Annotated in this window: 19 protein-coding genes; 12 read left to right on the top strand and 7 right to left on the bottom strand. The window is 59.7% G+C overall.

Annotated features, from left to right (window positions below):
- Positions 1–148: 148 nt before the first annotated feature.
- Complete coding sequence (locus HCG46_RS13260; RefSeq protein WP_023014439.1) at positions 149–628, top strand: MarR family transcriptional regulator; 480 nt, start codon at positions 149–151, stop codon at positions 626–628.
- 43 nt (positions 629–671) lie between these two features.
- On the opposite strand, the gene HCG46_RS13265 is transcribed toward HCG46_RS13260, so the two are convergent.
- On the bottom strand, positions 672–1,166 hold the full coding sequence (locus HCG46_RS13265) for a nucleoside deaminase (RefSeq protein ID WP_022998954.1): 495 nt from the start codon (positions 1,164–1,166) through the stop codon (positions 672–674).
- 427 nt (positions 1,167–1,593) lie between these two features.
- On the opposite strand from HCG46_RS13265, the gene HCG46_RS13270 reads away from it, so the two are divergent.
- From HCG46_RS13270 to HCG46_RS13295, 6 genes are all read left to right on the top strand, one after another.
- Positions 1,594–2,556 (top strand): ABC transporter substrate-binding protein, encoded by a 963-nt coding sequence (locus HCG46_RS13270; protein WP_286185384.1) that lies wholly within the window; start codon positions 1,594–1,596, stop codon positions 2,554–2,556.
- A gap of 7 nt (positions 2,557–2,563) precedes the next feature.
- Positions 2,564–3,343 (top strand): ABC transporter ATP-binding protein, encoded by a 780-nt coding sequence (locus HCG46_RS13275; RefSeq protein ID WP_168686490.1) that lies wholly within the window; start codon positions 2,564–2,566, stop codon positions 3,341–3,343.
- A complete protein-coding gene (locus HCG46_RS13280) occupies positions 3,343–4,194 on the top strand; it encodes an ABC transporter permease (protein ID WP_205838487.1) in 852 nt (283 codons plus the stop codon). Before HCG46_RS13275 ends, HCG46_RS13280 begins: the two co-directional genes overlap by 1 nt.
- Entirely contained in the window at positions 4,191–5,594 is a 1,404-nt protein-coding gene (locus HCG46_RS13285; protein WP_168686491.1) for an amidohydrolase family protein, read from the top strand. The genes HCG46_RS13280 and HCG46_RS13285 overlap by 4 nt, the downstream gene beginning before the upstream one ends.
- Before the next feature lie 110 nt (positions 5,595–5,704).
- A complete protein-coding gene (locus tag HCG46_RS13290; RefSeq protein WP_168686492.1) occupies positions 5,705–6,703 on the top strand; it encodes an isopenicillin N synthase family oxygenase in 999 nt (332 codons plus the stop codon).
- Between the two features lie 235 nt (positions 6,704–6,938).
- A complete protein-coding gene (locus HCG46_RS13295; RefSeq protein ID WP_022998960.1) occupies positions 6,939–7,367 on the top strand; it encodes a peptidylprolyl isomerase in 429 nt (142 codons plus the stop codon).
- A 166-nt stretch (positions 7,368–7,533) separates the two neighbouring features.
- Here the strand turns inward: HCG46_RS13295 and HCG46_RS13300 are convergent, their stop codons facing one another.
- Genes HCG46_RS13300 through HCG46_RS13310 form a run of 3 tightly spaced genes read right to left on the bottom strand, consistent with a single transcriptional unit; the run spans position 7,534 to position 10,405 of the window.
- Entirely contained in the window at positions 7,534–8,580 is a 1,047-nt protein-coding gene (locus HCG46_RS13300) for a DctP family TRAP transporter solute-binding subunit (RefSeq protein ID WP_031268661.1), read from the bottom strand.
- Between the two features lie 35 nt (positions 8,581–8,615).
- Entirely contained in the window at positions 8,616–9,899 is a 1,284-nt protein-coding gene (locus tag HCG46_RS13305; protein WP_022998962.1) for a TRAP transporter large permease, read from the bottom strand.
- On the bottom strand, positions 9,896–10,405 hold the full coding sequence (locus HCG46_RS13310; protein ID WP_022998963.1) for a TRAP transporter small permease subunit: 510 nt from the start codon (positions 10,403–10,405) through the stop codon (positions 9,896–9,898). The genes HCG46_RS13305 and HCG46_RS13310 overlap by 4 nt, the downstream gene beginning before the upstream one ends.
- A gap of 169 nt (positions 10,406–10,574) precedes the next feature.
- Between HCG46_RS13310 and HCG46_RS13315 the strand changes: the two genes are divergently transcribed.
- The 5 genes from HCG46_RS13315 to HCG46_RS13335 all read left to right on the top strand — a co-directional run bounded on the left by HCG46_RS13315 (position 10,575) and on the right by HCG46_RS13335 (position 14,300).
- Positions 10,575–11,498 carry a MurR/RpiR family transcriptional regulator gene (locus tag HCG46_RS13315; RefSeq protein WP_055657235.1) on the top strand — a complete coding sequence of 308 codons (924 nt, stop codon included), beginning with the start codon at positions 10,575–10,577 and terminating at the stop codon, positions 11,496–11,498.
- A 146-nt stretch (positions 11,499–11,644) separates the two neighbouring features.
- Positions 11,645–12,631, top strand: coding sequence for a signal peptide peptidase SppA (sppA, locus tag HCG46_RS13320; protein ID WP_062490767.1), 987 nt, complete (start codon positions 11,645–11,647; stop codon positions 12,629–12,631).
- 15 nt (positions 12,632–12,646) lie between these two features.
- The gene (ihfB, locus tag HCG46_RS13325) at positions 12,647–12,946 is read left to right on the top strand and encodes an integration host factor subunit beta (protein ID WP_006940254.1); all 300 of its coding nucleotides are present in this window, start codon (positions 12,647–12,649) and stop codon (positions 12,944–12,946) included.
- A gap of 64 nt (positions 12,947–13,010) precedes the next feature.
- On the top strand, positions 13,011–13,376 hold the full coding sequence (locus tag HCG46_RS13330) for a lipopolysaccharide assembly protein LapA domain-containing protein (protein WP_022998966.1): 366 nt from the start codon (positions 13,011–13,013) through the stop codon (positions 13,374–13,376).
- Between the two features lie 15 nt (positions 13,377–13,391).
- Complete coding sequence (locus HCG46_RS13335; RefSeq protein ID WP_055657231.1) at positions 13,392–14,300, top strand: ornithine cyclodeaminase; 909 nt, start codon at positions 13,392–13,394, stop codon at positions 14,298–14,300.
- Between the two features lie 413 nt (positions 14,301–14,713).
- Here the strand turns inward: HCG46_RS13335 and HCG46_RS13340 are convergent, their stop codons facing one another.
- The 3 genes from HCG46_RS13340 to trxA form a co-directional block, all read right to left on the bottom strand.
- Positions 14,714–15,334 (bottom strand): trimeric intracellular cation channel family protein, encoded by a 621-nt coding sequence (locus HCG46_RS13340; RefSeq protein ID WP_022998969.1) that lies wholly within the window; start codon positions 15,332–15,334, stop codon positions 14,714–14,716.
- Between the two features lie 307 nt (positions 15,335–15,641).
- The gene (gene grpE, locus HCG46_RS13345; RefSeq protein ID WP_022998970.1) at positions 15,642–16,265 is read right to left on the bottom strand and encodes a nucleotide exchange factor GrpE; all 624 of its coding nucleotides are present in this window, start codon (positions 16,263–16,265) and stop codon (positions 15,642–15,644) included.
- 145 nt (positions 16,266–16,410) lie between these two features.
- Positions 16,411–16,731 (bottom strand): thioredoxin, encoded by a 321-nt coding sequence (gene trxA, locus HCG46_RS13350; protein ID WP_022998971.1) that lies wholly within the window; start codon positions 16,729–16,731, stop codon positions 16,411–16,413.
- Positions 16,732–16,793 lie beyond the last annotated feature (62 nt).

The raw sequence follows: 16,793 nt of genomic DNA on the forward strand, positions 1-16,793 counted from the left end.
GCCGCATTGCGGGTCTTTCGCGTTTGACAATTCCGCCGTGATGTCCAAACAAACATCGACAACGGATTAATTAGAAAGCATACTGATTATCAGCATGCTGTCAAATATAATCAGCATACTTCCTTTTTTGAACTCCCTGGAGGCGGCGATGCGAAACCTTGAACAGATGCCCGGACACCTGATCCGCCGTTTGCAGCAGATCGCAGTGGCGGTGTTTCATACGGAAGTGGATGCCGTCGGATTCGACATGACGCCGGTGCAATTCGCGGCGCTGGTCCGGGTGGCGGAAAACCCGGGCATCGACCAGATAACGCTGGCAGGCCTGATTGCCTATGACCGGACCACGATAGCCGGCGTTGTCGACCGGCTGGTGCAGAAGGGCTTCCTGTCACGCGCCGTGAGCGAAAAGGACAGGCGCGCAAAGGTGCTTCACATGACAGACGCCGGAACCGATGCGCTGTCGCGGCTTGGCCCTGCGGTGGAAAAGGCGCAACAGGTGATGCTCAGTGGGCTCGACCGCCAAGAGGCTGACGATTTCATGCGGCTCTTGCAAAAGGCAACAGAGGCGGTCAACGACCTCAGCCGCGCGCCACTGCGTTCCGGTTCCAAGGCCGCGGAAAAAGACTGACTGGCCTGCGAAGGTTCGGCATCAAGCCCGCAACAAGCGGTGACTATTTCCCTGCCCAGAAATCCGCCTGCAGGCCGGCCGCTTCCTCTTCCAGAAGCGGACCGACAACCTCCACCTTGCGTTGCCCCGCCGCAAACACCGTCCTGCAGGGCAGATCGAGTGTCGGATTTTCCTCGTGATCGCCGGTCTGTTCCTTCAGGGACTTTTCGGTCTGGCCAAAGACGACCCGACCAATGCCCGCCCAGTAGACAGCACCGGAGCACATGGCGCACGGCTCTGCCGACGTGTACATGGTGCAGCTTTCCAGAAAATCCGGGCGCCAGCGCTTGCTTGCCCGTGTCGCCAGCAGCCTTTCGGCGTGGGCGGTCATGTCCTGCCCTTCGGCGGAATAACCGTTACCCTGTTCCATCAGAACCTCACCGTCCGGACCTGCCAGCAGGCAGCCAAATGGATGATCGCCCGTTTCCCGCGCCTGCCGCGCGATTTCGAATGCCCGGCGCAACAGCGCGATATCTTTGTCGTCATGAGTATCAGTCACGCAAGGCTCCTTTGATTTCTTCCCCCTGAAGGGAGCATGAACACGCTCACCCCGCAAGACTTTGCAAACAGTCAGTCACGTTGAACAGAAACACATCAAAAGACTGGCAATTTAAAAGGCAACTGCTGAAATATTGGCCTCTTGATCACTATTCTCGCGGTTTCATCTTGAGGCTTTCTTGACAAAAATCGCGCACCGGTTTCCCGTAGAGGTCGAGTAGAAGCGGTGGAGCCCAACGGTTCCGACATTGCTCATCTTTCAGTTGATCGACGATGCCCGGCACGAACGCGCCCGCATCCAAGACCAGGAGATGAGAATGCCGGCCGAAGACAACAAAACGCTCCCGCCACTCGAAAACCTTCCAGAGAAAGTACAGCGAAAGGGTGTGCCGATGCGCATGTTTGACGGTAAGTCGTTGGTTGTTGCCATGGCGGCAATGGTTGGGTCGTTTCCGGCGGCTGCGGCCGATCTCGTGACCTATCAGCTCGACTGGTTGCCCGGCGGTGACAAGGCGCCGATCTATGTCTGCATTCAGGAAGGCTTCTGCGAAGAAGCCGGTCTCGAGATCAAGATCGAACCGGGGCGCGGGTCTTCCGAGGCCATCACAAAGATCGCCACGGGGGCATCGGACATCGGTTCCGCGGGCATGGGCGCCCTGATGGCAGCCAAGGCGACCGAAGGCGTGCCGGTGACCGCCGTCATGACCATCTTCAACATGGGACCGCACGCCTTCTACACCACCAAGGACAGCGGCATCGCCTCGATCAAGGATGTCAAAGGCAAGAAGATCGCGACTTCGCCTTTCACCTCCTCCAACGTGTTCCTGCCGCTGGTTCTGGCCGACAACGGATTGTCGGAAGAAGATATCACCCTGACCAAATCCGACCCTGGCGCGTTGGGGCCGCTGCTGATGACCGGCCAGTCGGACGCGATCATCGCCTGGCTGACCGATGTCTCCCGCTATTCCGGCCAGGCGGCGGAGGCCGGCAAGGAACTGGTCGTGCTGCCCTGGGCTGACGCAGGTCTTGAGCTTTATTCCGCATCGCTTGTCGCGGGCGACACGTTCCTGGAGGAGCGCCCGGACGTCGCCAAGCGCTTCGTTGCGGCCTTCAAGAAGTCCCTCGAATTTGCCTATGAAAACCCGGACAAGGCAGCCGCAGCTGTTTCCGCACAAGTGCCGGAACTTTCGGCGGAAGACGTCAAGGGATCCTGGCTGGATGCGTCCAAGCTCGCGTTCAACGATGTCACCGAAAAATTCCCGCTCGGCACAATCGATGCCGACAGGCTGGCGGCGACATGGACCCGCGTTGCAGCGGCGCAGGATCTGGACCCGGCATCCCTGAAACCTGAAGACGCTGTCAACCGCTCGTTCCTGCCGGCAGCGGAGTAACCCTCAAGTGGCACTCACCAACAACGCGATCAGCTTTTCCTCGGTCGGTCAGACATTTCTGACCGGCTCGGGATCCGTCACCGCCCTGGACGGGGTCACCGTCACCATTGCGCAGCATGAGTTTGTAGCAGTGCTCGGTCCATCCGGATGCGGAAAATCGACCTTGCTGAGGCTGACCGCCGGACTGATGAAACCTTCAAAGGGAACGGTGAGTGTCTTCGGCAAAGAGGTGACGATGCCGAGGGACGATGTCGGCATCGTCTTCCAGAAACCGACATTGCTTCCCTGGGCGAACGTAGAGGACAACGTCGTCTTTCCGGTTCGCCACAAATACGGACGGGTGACGACGGAGGACCGCGAACAGGCCCGCACCATCATCGAGACCGTCGGCCTGAAAGGATTTGAAAAGCGGCTGCCGTCAGAACTTTCCGGCGGCATGCAGCAACGGGTCGGCATTGCCCGGGCTCTGTTTCTCAATCCGGACATTCTTCTGATGGATGAACCGTTTTCAGCGCTTGATGCACTGACCCGCGATGCCATGGGCTTTGAACTTCTTCGGTTGTGGCAAGCAAGTCCGAAGACAGTCCTTTTCATCACCCATTCGATCCCGGAAGCCGCGCTGCTGGCCGACAGGATCCTTGTGCTCAGCGAGCGCCCCGGCCGCATCATCGCGGACCTGCAGGTGCCGACCGCCCGTCCGAGAGACGAAAGCGCGCTGAGAACGCCGGAGATGCAGGATTTCTCGGCCGAACTCCGCGCGCTGCTGATCAGAAAGGAGGCCGCCTGATGACTGTCAGCGAAACACAGGACACTGCCGCGGCGAAGACCACCCCAAAGCCCGAGCGTCTGGAACGGCCGTTGCCGGTTTCCGAAAAATTGCTCCGGATGCCTGTCGTACTTCCCCTGATCACCTTCCTCCTGATCCTGATTGTCTGGGAGGCCGGGACACGGCTGTTTTCCGTTCCCTCATTCGTGTTGCCCGCCCCTTCAAGCATTTTGGGCGGATTTGAGAGCGTTACAGCCGGACGCTGGATGGAGCATATCTGGGCAACACTTCGGGTCGCCCTCATCGGCTATGCCGTTTCGTTTGTCATCTCGCTTCCGATTGCCGTCGGCCTGGCAAAGTCGCGTCTGCTTTCGGGAGCATTCTATCCCTTGCTCGTGGTCATCCAGTCCGTTCCTGTGGTCGCCGTTGCCCCGATCATCATCGTGGTGCTGGGCACCGGTGATGCTCCACGCGTCGTGATCACCTTCATGATCTCCTTCTTTCCGCTGGTCGTTTCCATGACGACGGGTCTGGCCGCCACGCCGCCGGAACTGATCGAATTGTCCAGGTCGCTGCGCGCGCCGTCCTTCCGGGAGATCACGCAAATCCGCTTGCCCTATGCGACGCCTTACATCTTCTCGGGCATGAAGATTTCGATCACGCTTTCGGTCATCGGCGCTGTCGTTTCCGAATTCGTCGCCGCCGAAAAAGGCATCGGCTACTTCATCCAGTTCTCCACGTCGATGTTCAAACTGCCCCAGGCCTGGGCCGGGCTTGTCATCCTCGTCGTGATGTCTCTTGTCCTGTTCCAGTTGGTCAGCCTCGCGCAGCGGATCTTCTTTCCCTGGTCACTGCCGAAGGGACAGAAATGACGAGCTTCCTGATCAACAACATTGACTACGGCCTCACCGGAACCCGGGAGGGAGCGCGCCTCAGTGGTGCAATCCGCGTTCACGACGGCAGGATTGCGGAAATCGGCCACCTGCAGCCCAGGCAAGGCGAACGGATTGTCGATGCAAGTGGATGCGTGGTCACACCGGGTCTGGTCAACACCCATCACCATCTATTCCAGTCTGTCCTGAAGGCCGTACCGGAAGGCATGAATGCGCCACTAGACGACTGGCTCATGAACGTTCCCTACAGCTACTGGCCGCTGATCGACGAGGAAACCCTTCGCGTATCGGCCAGGATCGGACTGGCAGAACTGCTTCTCACCGGAACGACAACGGTCTGCGATCATCACTACGTCTATTCCGACCACTATGACTACGATCCGGCGGACGTGCTTTTTGAAGAGGCGGAAGCGCTTAGCATCCGTTTCGTCCTGGCCCGGGGTGGTGGAACGAAAGGCCGATCTTTTCCCGATCCGAGCCTGCCACCGTCACCAAGCGAGCCACTGGACAAATTTCTGGCCAGCATCGAGCGGACTGCAAACCGCTGGCATGACCCCTCCCCAGGTTCCAGCAGGCGGGTTGCCGTCGCACCGACCACGCCGACGTTCAATGTCGATGCGGGTGAGCTTGCCGACGTCGCCCGCTTTGCCCGCGGCAAGGGCCTGCGCCTTCATTCGCATCTTTCGGAAAATCGGACCTACGTCGACTTCACCCTGGCGAAATACGGCAAGCGACCGGTTGATTGGCTTGCCGAGCAGCAGTGGCTCGGGCCGGATGTCTGGTTTGCCCATCTGGTGGAATGCGACCGGGACGAGGTGCGCATGCTCGCAGAAACCGGAACCGGGATGGCGCACTGTCCGCAAGCAAATGCAAGGCTTGGCTCAGGCATTGCTCCAGCTGACGCCCTGCACGACCTCGGCGGCAGAGTTTCGCTGGCGGTAGATGGCGCGGGTGCGAACGAGGCCGCCGACATGGGCGCTGCCCTCTACAGTGCCTTCGCACTGCACCGAGCGACAAAGGGCGTGCAGGCATTGCAAGCCGAAAGCTTGCTCAACTGGGCAACCGAAGGCGGCGCCAAGGTGCTCGGCTTTGAGGAGATCGGCGTGCTGCGTCCCGGCATGATCGCCGACATTGCCGTTTTCGACATTTCCGCCCCTCGCAACATGGGTCTTCACGATCCGGCCCTTGCTCCCGTGCTGACGGGTGCCGCAAGCCTGCGCCACAGCTTTGTCGGCGGGCAGCAGATCGTCCAGGACGGTTCCATCCCCGGACTGGACCTGGCAGGGCTCGGTTCGGACGCAAGGCGTGTTACCCGGCAACTGATCGAACGCAGAAAGGAAATGACGGCGCCTCACCGGGTCCGCGCCGCCCAGGCCTGATGGCAAATCGCCTGCATCGGGCAGGCACATTCTTATGTGGAGTAGAAGCTGTCAGTGCCCATGAGCACGGGTCATTGCTCCCGGACCTCTTTCTCAAGGAGAACGGAAATATGAGCACCTCTGCATCTTATGGTCTCGTTGAACTGGAAAAGGAAAAAGGCTTCGGCGGCGTCGGTGAGACGGTCGACCGGTCAATTCCCCAGGTCGACATGTCGGACTTCTTTTCGCGCAAGGCAGAAATCACCGAGGATCTGTGGGCCGCGGCGACGGACATCGGCTTTTTCCAGCTGAGCAACCACGGCATCCCGCAGGAACTGATCGACGAGGCTTTTCGACTGTCGGCCGGCTTCTTCGATCTGCCGGCCGAGACGAAAGAACAATATCCGCTTCGGCCCGGAACCAATGCAGGCTGGGAGTTCAAGGCGCAGGTCCGCCCTTCAACCGGTACTGCCGACCAGAAGGAAAGCTACCAGATCACCCTGCCGCGCATGACAGGTCTCTGGCCGACCGGCGAAGAACTGTCCGGCTTCAAGGCGACCATGCTGGCATTCGAGCGGCACAACTGGGCGCTGGCGATGAAGGTTCTGTCCTGCTTCGCCGACAAGCTGCAGTTTCCGCCGGACTTCTTCACCGACGGGCACGACCCGCTGACACCGGAATACCAGTCGACCCTCCGGCTGATCCATTATCTGGGCATGGAAGATGCCAAGCCAGAGGACTTCAAGTTCTGGCGCGCCGGAGCCCACACCGACTTCGACTGCCTGACACTGCTGCACCAGAAGGCAGGCCAGGGCGGGCTACAGCTTTGCCCGGGCAAGGACAGCCAGGGCCGGGCGATTGCCTGGACCGACGTACCCCCGCTGGAAGGCGTTATCACCTGCAACATCGGCGACATGCTGATGCGCTGGTCGGACGACAAGCTTCTGTCAAACCTTCACCGGGTGCGCATGCCCAAGCCGCAGGAATATCTCGGCCCTCGCTACTCGATGGCCTATTTCGCCCAGGCCAACATGGATACGGTGCTTGCAGGGCCGGAAGGCAAGTATGAGCCGATGACGGCGCATGACTATATCCAGATGCGGCTAGGTGCGAATTTCGGCAAGAAATAGCGGCGCAATCGCCATCCGACGAAGTAGAACCACGGCACCGGGGCCATCGTTTGAAACGATCGGCGCCGGGGCTGCACCATTTCAGTCATGATTTGTCCGCGAAACTATCCAGAAGCTGACGATCCGGCAGACTTTACTTTTGCTGCCCGTCCTTTAGGCTTGGTTTCACGACGAGCACCCGCCAACCAAACGCGGCCTCAAAACTCACCCAACAGACAGAATTGCGAAACGCTCCATGACCGAAGCCAAAAGCGGCGACACGGTTCGTCTTCATTATAAGGGCACGCTGGACGACGGCTCCGTCTTCGACAGCTCCGAAGGACGCGACCCGCTGGAATTCACCGTTGGATCCGGCCAGATCATTCCGGGTCTCGACCAGGCCATTCCCGGCATGAAGGTTGGCGACGAGAAGACGGTCCGCATCGAACCCGACAGCGCCTACGGTCCCCACAATCCGGCCGCACGCCAGGCTGTTCCGCGGACCAACATTCCGGCCAACATCCCGCTGGAAGTCGGCATGCAGCTGCAGGCGCAGACAGAGAACGGCCAGATGATGACCGTGACCGTGATCGAGATTTCTGAAAACGAAGTCATTCTGGACGCCAACCACCCGTTGGCCGGCAAGGTGCTGACGTTCGAGATCCAGCTGACAGGGATCAACTGAGGCCCACCGGTTCCGGTTTGGCTGGCGGTGGTAAAGTCAGAAGCCGATTTCGGCTCGCTGATGAGGTCTGAACGCTGAAAAGACAAAAGCCCCGCGGTTCGCCGCGGGGCTTCTTTTTTCACGCACCGGCGCTGCAAGCCGGCGCGCGAAAATGTCAGACCATGCTTCAGTCCATATAGACGCTGTCGTTGGCTTTCTGGACCTCGGTCTTGAACAGGCCAAGCAGTTCGTTGGCTTTCGGGTCGAGGTTTTCAGCCACGTGCGTTTCGAAAGCCGGCTGGGCCGCTGCTGCCATGGACGCGCGCTGGTCGGCGGTGAGAGCGGTCACTTCCATCTTGTCCATCAGGCCCGCCAATCCCCTGTCGGAGGCTTCGATGATGCGCGACAGGCCACGGCTGGCGGTTACGCAGCTTTCCGCGGCATAGCGCAGGGTCTTCTGCTGCTCTTCGCTCAATCCTTCGAAGAAGTCCCGATTGACCATGAACGTGTAGGGCGAGAACAGGTGGTTGGTCAGCGTCATGTACTTCTGAACCTCGGAGAAGTTCGCGAAGGAAATGATCGGCACCGGGTTCATCTGACCGTCGATGACGCCGGTCTGCAGGCCGGAATAGACCTCGCCCCAGGATAACGGATAGGCCTGCGCGCCAAGTGCCTGAATGATGGTCTGGTGAGACGGCAGCGTCATGGTGCGGATGCGGATGCCGTCAAAATCGTCGAGCGACGCGATCGGATGCTTGGAATTGGTAACAGCGAAGAACCCGCCCGTGTCCGGGAAACCGAGCACCACAACATCTCCAAGGGCTTCCTCGATGTCGGCAGCCAGAGCCTTGCCGAAATCACCGTCGAAAACCGCGTAGGTGGCGGCGTTGTCGGCGAAGGCGAACGGCAGGTTCAAAACGTCGATGCGTGGGTAGTAGCTAGCCAGCGCGCCGGTGGACGTCAGTGTTGCCTGGATGATGCCGTCGCGCACATGCTGCACATGCTCGGCAGCCGAACCGAGCTGGTTGGAACCGAAGACCTCCACTTCGACGGCACCGTTGGTGTCTGCGTTGACGATGTTGGAGAACACCGCGGTGCAGGCATGAGCCGGATTTTCGAACGGATCGGTCTTGTTGTCGTGTCCAAACTTCAACACCTTTCCATCTGCCAGCGCGCTGCCGGCCATAAGCGCAGCGGTCAGCCCGACCGCCAGTCCCTTTGCGAACTTCTTCATGATTTTCTCCATTCCTCTGTCAGGTTGTTTTTTTGTTATTGGGCAAACCCGAGAGCACGCGGCAGCATCATCGCCGCGCTTTCCCAGAAGGCGAACAGGAACAGCACAGCCACCTCTGCGACCAGGAACGGCCCCAGCTTGATGGCAATCCGTTCCAGTTTCTCACCGGTGACCGATGAGAGAACGAACAGGCACGCGCCGACAGGCGGCGTCATCAACGAGATGTTGAGTGCCAGAACGAAGATGATCCCCGCATGGATCGGCTCCAGACCCACCTGAGCGGTGAGCGGAACAAGAACCGGTGCCAGGATGATCAGGATGGCGGTGATATCCATGACCATGCCGACGATCAGCAGAAGTCCGATGATGATGGCGATGACCGCATAGCGGTTGTCGGCCAGACCCAGGATGGTCTCGGCCAGCATCTGGGGGATTTTTTCAAAGCTCATCCACCAGCCGAGGATGCCGGCAAAGGCGATGATGACGAAGATCACGCCGGTGATGCGCGCTGTGCGCACGAGCATCTGGTAAAGCGCGGGCAAGGTCAGCGTGCGGTAGACGAATGCACCGATGAAGAGTGCATAGGCGACTGCAATGGAAGCAGCTTCCGTCGGCGTGACGACACCGCCGAGAATACCTCCCAGAATGATCACCGGCATCAGCAGTGCGGTAATTGAGGAAACGAAGACCTGCCAGATTTCCTTCAGGTTGGCCCGGCGCTCCGCCTTGGGCAGGCTGTTGCGGGCCGCACCAAGGGTAATGACGGCCATGCAGACACCACAGATGACGAGACCCGGCAGAATGCCTGCGGCGAACAACCCACCAATGGAAACGCCCATGAGCGAGCCGTAGACAACCATCAGACCGGACGGCGGGATGGTCGGTCCGATGATCGAACCGGCCGCCGTTACGGCGCACGCGTAATCGCGCTTGTAGCCTTCCTTGACCATGGCGGGCACCAATGTGCGCCCGAAGGCCGCCGCATCCGCCGTTGCCGAACCCGTTAGCCCCGCAAAGAACACGGAGGCGAGCATATTTGTGTGGGCCAGCCCACCCCGGAAATGGCCGACCAGCACCTGGGCCAGCTTCACCAGCCGGTCGGTGATACCCGTCTGGTTCATGATTTCGCCGGCCAGAATGAAGAACGGCATCGCCAGAAAGGGGAAGATGTTCAACCCGTTGAAGATACGGCTCGGCCCGATGGCCAGGAACTGGTCACCGCCCATATGAATGAGGCCGATGACGCCGGCCGCGCCAATGGCAAAGCCGATAGGCATGCCGAGCAGGACAAATCCGATGAAGACAGCGGCAACGATCATGCTGCGGCCTCCGCAAACGGGGGATTGTCGAGATGGGTGCCGTTGTCCCGGATCATCGCCAGAACGGTCTGGATCGAGGCAAGGGCTGCGGCAGCCGGGATTGCCGCATAGAACGGCTGCAGACTGATACCGAAGATCATGGCCTGCCGCTTGGCGCCGCTTTGCGCGAAACCGAGCCCGTACCACAGCACGTAGAGAAACAGCGCCAGGACGCAGAGATCAATCGCCATCAGCACAATGCGGCGCAACGACACCGGCACGCGCATGATGGCAGCCGTCAGTCCGATATGGTCCCGTCTGGCGATGCCGGATGAGACGGCCAGCATGGCTGCCCAGATCATCAGGTAGCGCGCCAGGATCTCCGGCCAGGGCAACTGCCAATGAAAGAAGTAGCGATCAACCACGCCAAGCCAGACATCAAGCACAAGCAGTGCCATCAGCAAGGCTATTACAGCCTCGACGCCCGTATTCAGCCTGGCACTGGTTCTGGCAGCCCACTCGCGCATAATCCCTCCACCGAAATGTACCTTAATTACATTTTCAGAGCAGAAACTGCGTTTCGTCAAGCGTATTTTGTTTTTAAATTACATTTCTCGCGTAAATGAGGCTATGATCAGGCGCTGATTGACGATTTTGTGTAATCAAATTACAAATCCCGCAACCAGGGAGACATGTGTGCAGGCAAAGATCCGAACCCCGACCGGCGACAATACAAACGGCCATGCCGCTATCGATCTCATTTCCGCACTCCGCGATCACGCCGGCCAGTTTCCGGCGCGGGAACAAAAGGTTGCGGACTACGTGCAAAAGCATCTGTCCGCGATTTCGGACATGACGATCGCCGAACTGGCAAAAGCCTGTGGCGTCAGCACACCGACCGTCGTTCGCTTTTGCAGGACACTCGGCTGTGACGGTTTCCGGGAATTCAAGCTGCGTCTGGCGCAAAACCTGGCCGTCAGCCTGCAGTATATTTCCGCGCCATCGACCACCGAGCAGGTTGCCAGCGAAACGGCGATCGACCGCGTTCTGGGCGCGCTTTATGCGACCGCCAATGTCATGCGGCAGCAGGTCGATCCGGCCGTTATCGAGCGGGCCGTCGAAAAGATCGCCAAATGCCGGCAGCTTCTCACCGCCGGGATCGGCGGTGGGTCGACGATGGTGGCCGGTGAAGCGGCAAGCCGCTTTTTCCGCCTTGGCATCCCGTCCGTCGCCCTGCACGACAGCTATCTCCTGCAGATGCGCGCGGCGACGCTCGGGCCTGAAGACGTTCTGCTGTGTGTCTCCGCCAGCGGCGAAGCGGATGAACTGGTCAGTGCGGCCGAAATTGCCGGCGGCTATGGGGCCACCACGATCGCGATCGCACCGAAAGGCTCCCGCCTTGCAATGATTTCCAAGATCCCCATCCTGGTCGATCTTCCCGAGGACCCGGACATCTTCAAGCCCACCGCCTCGCGATACGCACACCTGGTGATTGTCGACGCCATCGCCATGACGGTCGCGCAAGTCCGGGCCGCCACCACAAGCGAAAACCTGCGCCGGATCCGCTCTTCCCTGACCGCCTTCCATGGCCGTACCGGACCTCAACCTCTGGGCGATTAAGCCTTATGAACACACGAAACTGCGCCGGCTTGCCAGAAACCGCCGCAATCTGATGTGAAACTTAGAGAAGCCGATTGCATTTCTTACAACGGTCACCCTATGTATGTTATTGGTTTTCATAAGCTCTTGTCGGGGACATCGTATTCATGTCGGTAGATGTTGACGCGCTGGTAGACAGACGGCGCCTCAGACGCAAAGTGACCTTCTGGCGGATCGCGACTTTTGTCGTCATCGCCGCGGCACTGATCGGGGGGCTTATCTACGTCTCCGGGGCTTCGGAATTGTCCAAGCGGACGGCGCATATCGCACGCATCCCGATCGAAGGCGTCATCCTCGAAAGCCGCAAGACCCTGCAGATGATCGAGAAGATCGGCAAGTCCGATGCGGTCAAGGGCGTGGTGATCTCCATCAACTCTCCAGGTGGCAGCACAACCGGCGGCGAAGCGCTGTATGAAGCGCTGCGCAAGCTTTCCGAAAAGAAGCCGGTGGTCGCCGAAATCCGCACCATCGGAACCTCCGCGGGCTACATGATCGCCCTTGCCTCCGATCACATCGTCGCGAGATACAATTCCATCACCGGCTCCATCGGCGTGCTGTTCCAGTTCGGCAATATCAGCAAACTGATGGAAACGGTCGGCGTGGAAATGGATGCGGTCAAGAGTGCTCCGCTGAAGGCCGAGCCCGACTTCTATTCCCAGACGAGCCCCGAGGCACGCGCCATGCTGCAAAAGCTCGTCGACAATTCCTACGACTGGTTCGTTTCACTGGTCGCCGAGCGGCGATCTCTCGACATGCCCAGGGCCAAGGAACTTGCAGACGGCCGCATTCTGACGGGCCACGATGCCCAGACGGAAAAGCTGATCGATGCCATTGGCGGCGAAGATGTCGCAATCGACTGGCTAGTAAGCGAGAAGGGCGTTCCGAAAGATCTTCCAGTCGTCACCTGGAGCGCCAACGAAAATCTGGAAGAGCTGCCGTTTTCCTCCCGGGTCTCGCGAGAGTTCGGAAAAGGCATCGGATCGGCCCTTCTGGAGCCGGTTAGTGAAGCTAAGGGGCTGATTCCACGAGGGCTTACGCTTGACGGGCTCGTATCCGTTTGGCAGGCTTCTGACGCGGCAGACAATAATCCGTAAGCGAGGGGGCACTTCATGATCAAATCTGAGCTGGTTCAGCATATCGCCGAACAAAATCCGCATCTCTATCAGCGGGACGTTGAGAACATCGTCAACGCCATCTTGGATGAGGTTACCGAAGCGCTCATGCGCGGCGACCGGGTGGAGTTGCGCGGCTTCGGCGCGTTTTCCGTCAAGAACCGCCCCGCTCGCGTCGGCCGCAATCCGCGAACCGGTCAAAAGGTGGAAGTGGACGAAAAGTTCGTGCCCTTCTTCAAAACCGGCAAGGAAATGCGTATACGGTTGAACGATGGTGTGGACCACGGCGACGACTGATTGCGTTTGCCACGGCACGCCATTTAAAATCGACTTCTGATCTGGCCAAAACCGGGAGAACCCAGTGACCCGTTTCCTCAAGAACGTGATCTTGTTCGTTATCGCGGTTGTCCTGATCCCGTTGTCGGTGGCGAACCGGCACACGGTCTCCCTGTCGCTCAATCCCCTCGACCCGCAGGACCCGCGCCTGACGATCCCGGACATTCCGCTGTTCTGGATCATCTTCGCAAGTCTGGGTGTCGGCATCATCGTCGGTGGACTTGGCGCATGGGCCAAACAAGGCCGCTGGCGCAAGGAAGCACGCGTGAAGCGCCGGGAAGCCGCGAAATGGCACAAGGAAGCCGACCAGCTGCGGGAAATGAACACCGCAGGTCAGCCGGCATCCAATCTCAAGGGACTGGCAGGACCGGGCAACCGCAACGCCGCCTGACCGGCCGACATTACCATGCGTATTATCTCCAGCGACGAGATCGATGCCTGCCTGGAAGACAGGGCCGTTCTTGAAACGCTGCGCCGGGCCTATCGCTCCAGCACAGTCGCCCCCAAGGCATCCCCCTTGCCCATCGGCCGGCTGAACCAGCAGCAAGGCGCGCTTACCGTACAGCCGGCCTGGACTGACTTTACCCAACAAGGCGACGTCAAGCGCGGCTATATCGGCTGCTCCCTGGCGCTGGATCTACCCGAACAAACGGGCCTGTCCTCAAGTCTCTACCTATTGTTTTCCGGTTCCGGCGGACAACCGATCGCCCTTCTGGATGGCATGCGCCTTACAGTCTGGCGCACGGCCGGTCTGCATGCGCTCGGCGCAAGTTACCTGTCCCGCGAAGACACGTCCCGCCTGCTGGTCATCGGCGACGACCCGAGGTTGCCCCGGCTGGTGTGCGGCTATGCGGCCGTGCGCAACCTGACGTCGATCCTTCTGGCCGGCGTGTCGCCGGAAATCCAGAAAAGGATCGCCGCCTTGCCCGCGCTCAAGGGGGTCAATGTCGGCATCACGAACGAGATCTATGCCGCGCAGGAAGGCGCGGACATGATCTGCATTGCCGGTCCGGAAAACGAAACAGGCACCCATCACGCCCTCACCTACCTGGATCCTCCTGCGGGCTGTCACGTAGATGTGCTGGATCCGGAAGCACAATTGCCGACAGAACTGCTGCAGGAAGCACGGCTGTTCACCACCGACCTGAGCGAACCGCCGCGGCCGGATCTTGAATGGGCTGCCGACCTGAAGGACCTCACACAGGGCACGAAAGCCGGCCGGCGTTACTACGGCCAGCGCACGCTGTTTTTGCCTGCCCCGCGCACCGGGCTCGCAGACTACGCACTGGCTGCACACGTTTTTTTGAGGACGTGACCTCTGGAACTCGTGCCTGCGCACACCATATCCCGGAACAGCAGGGGGAATCCATGAAAGCGAGCGCCCGAAAGGGGTCGCCCGGATGACGGCTTGGCCGCCATGGGTTTCTCGTTGGTATCTTGAAGGAGCAAATCATGCTGACGACGCTTGCCTATTCGGCAAGCCTTCCGGCAATCGCAATTGGGCTGATGTACTATGTGTCGGCCTGCTCGGGGCTTGTCTACTAGTGCCTTGATGGCACCCTGGCCGTTCGACCCTACGGGCGAGACCGGCTGCCTCCAAGGGTTTGGCACGTTCTGCCAATCGCGCCAAACCCGTTATACGATAATCGTGAAGCCGGTTCCCCGTGGGCCGGCTTTTGTCGTTCCCGGACTGTCCGCTGAGGCCAAGGGACGGAAAGCCATCCCGGCTTAGCTGGGATCTGAACCTGTTCCAAAACGGTGTCCGGGCAAGGTCCAGCCACGCAGGATCGCTCCGCCGCGCAAGATCAGCGCAAAGCTTGCGGCAAGGATCGCGGCAAGGATTTGCGGCGCACCCAATTGCACCAGCACAACAAATCCACCCGCACCGGCAAAAGCCGCACCGACATAGATTTCCGGCTTCACGATGGAGGAAGGTTCACGGGCGATGGTGTCCCGCAGGATGCCGCCGAAAGTTGCCGTCGAGACACCCATCAGGATCGCCACCAGGATCGTGTCACCGACAGTCAGGGCCTTGGCAGCTCCCATGACAGAATAGGCCGCAATACCGATGGCATCGGCCCATCTCAAGGGTTTGCTGAGCTTTTCGATCCACTCGGCAAAATACCAGACCAGCGCGCTGACGACGAAGCACACCAGCAGATACCATTCGTTCTCCACCCAGAAGACCGGTACACCCAGCAAAAGGTCACGCAGGGTACCACCACCGATCCCCGTCAGCGTGGCAAAGAACAGCAGGGCAACGATATCCAGCTGCTTGCGCGAAGCGACGATGCCGCCGGTAATGGCGAATACCGCCACCCCGAGATAGTCCAGCATTTGCAGCAGCATTCCGTCCCCCATGGCCACTTTCTTTCCGAAGGCAGTACCTGAGGTCCGGGTCTTTGTCATCCCGTAGCATGCCACGCCGGCGCTCGGCCCTACGTCTGAGGGGCTGCATATCTCGCTCAAGGGATTAGGAAAGTCCGACCAGACCGCTTTCTGGAAAACACTGATCGTTGGGCTGTCATCCTCGCGCGTCGCGTCGACAGCAGGACTGGCTCCGGTTGGCTGTGTTGACGAAAGGGTTGCCCCAAAGAAAAGGGGCCACTTCGCTGGATGCGGAGCAGCCCCTTCAAAGCTCTGGGGTCGGTTGAACTCAGGCGTTCTTGTCGACTGTCTGTCCGGCTTCAGCCGACGCCGCAACATCCTTCGGGCCACCCTTGGAAACGCCGACCATGGCCGGGCGCAGCACGCGGTCGCCAATGACGTAGCCGGCCTGCATGACCTGTACAACCGTGTTGTTCGGCACTGCGGTGTTCGGCACCTCGAACATGGCCTGGTGGAAGTTCGGGTCGAACTTCTGGCCTTCCGGGTCCAGTTTCTTGACGCCATTCTTTTCAAGCTGGTTGAGCAGATCGCGCTCGATCATCTCGACGCCTTCGATCAGCGAAGCAACACCCGCATCGGCGTTCTTGCGGTCATCTTCCGGCAACGCCTCAAGTGCGCGGCGCAGGTTGTCGGAAACCGTCAGCATGTCACGGGCGAAACCTGACACGGCGTACTGGCGGGCGTCCTTGACTTCCTTTTCCGTGCGGCGGCGCAGGTTTTCCATTTCCGCCATGACGCGAAGCGCGCGATCCTTCAGATCCGCGTTTTCGGCTTTCAGAACTTCGATCGGATCGACACCGGCCGCCTCGACAGCTTCCGGCTGTTCCGCTGCTGCGGTTTCCGGCGTTGCTTCTGCCGGCTGCTCTTCCGGGGTTTTGTTTTCGTCGCTCATGAATGATCCGTTTGCTCAGACTGTTTGCGGGTGCTTATACGACCGGTTGGCGTTTTTTCAAAGAGCATCGGCGGATAGGCTTTCGCTTACCCGCCGGATGCGCTCATATGAACCGCAGCCGGTCAGCCGCAGATATATTTCGGAATTAAAGGGCGCTCTTGATCCAGTCGGAGAGTTTGCCCTTCGGCGCTGCACCGATCTGGGTTGCCATCGGCTCGCCGTCCTTGAACAGGATCAGCATCGGAATGGACCGAACGCCGTATTTCATCGCCATGTCCTGGTTCTCGTCGATGTTGAGCTTGGTGATCTTCACCTGGCCGTTCATCTCTTCGGAGATTTCTTCAAGAGCCGGAGCGATCATCTTACACGGACCGCACCATTCGGCCCAGAAGTCGACCACGACCGGGCCGTCGGATTTCAGGACTTCGGCTTCAAACGAAGAGTCGGTAACTTGTGTGGTAGCCATAACTAGATCTCGTAGGTCTCAGGATCGCGCCTACCCGATGTAAGCGCGTCAGTTGGCAAGAA

It is taken from the genome of Labrenzia sp. PO1, assembly GCF_012273635.1.
Classification (GTDB): Bacteria; Pseudomonadota; Alphaproteobacteria; order Rhizobiales; family Stappiaceae; genus Roseibium; species Roseibium algicola.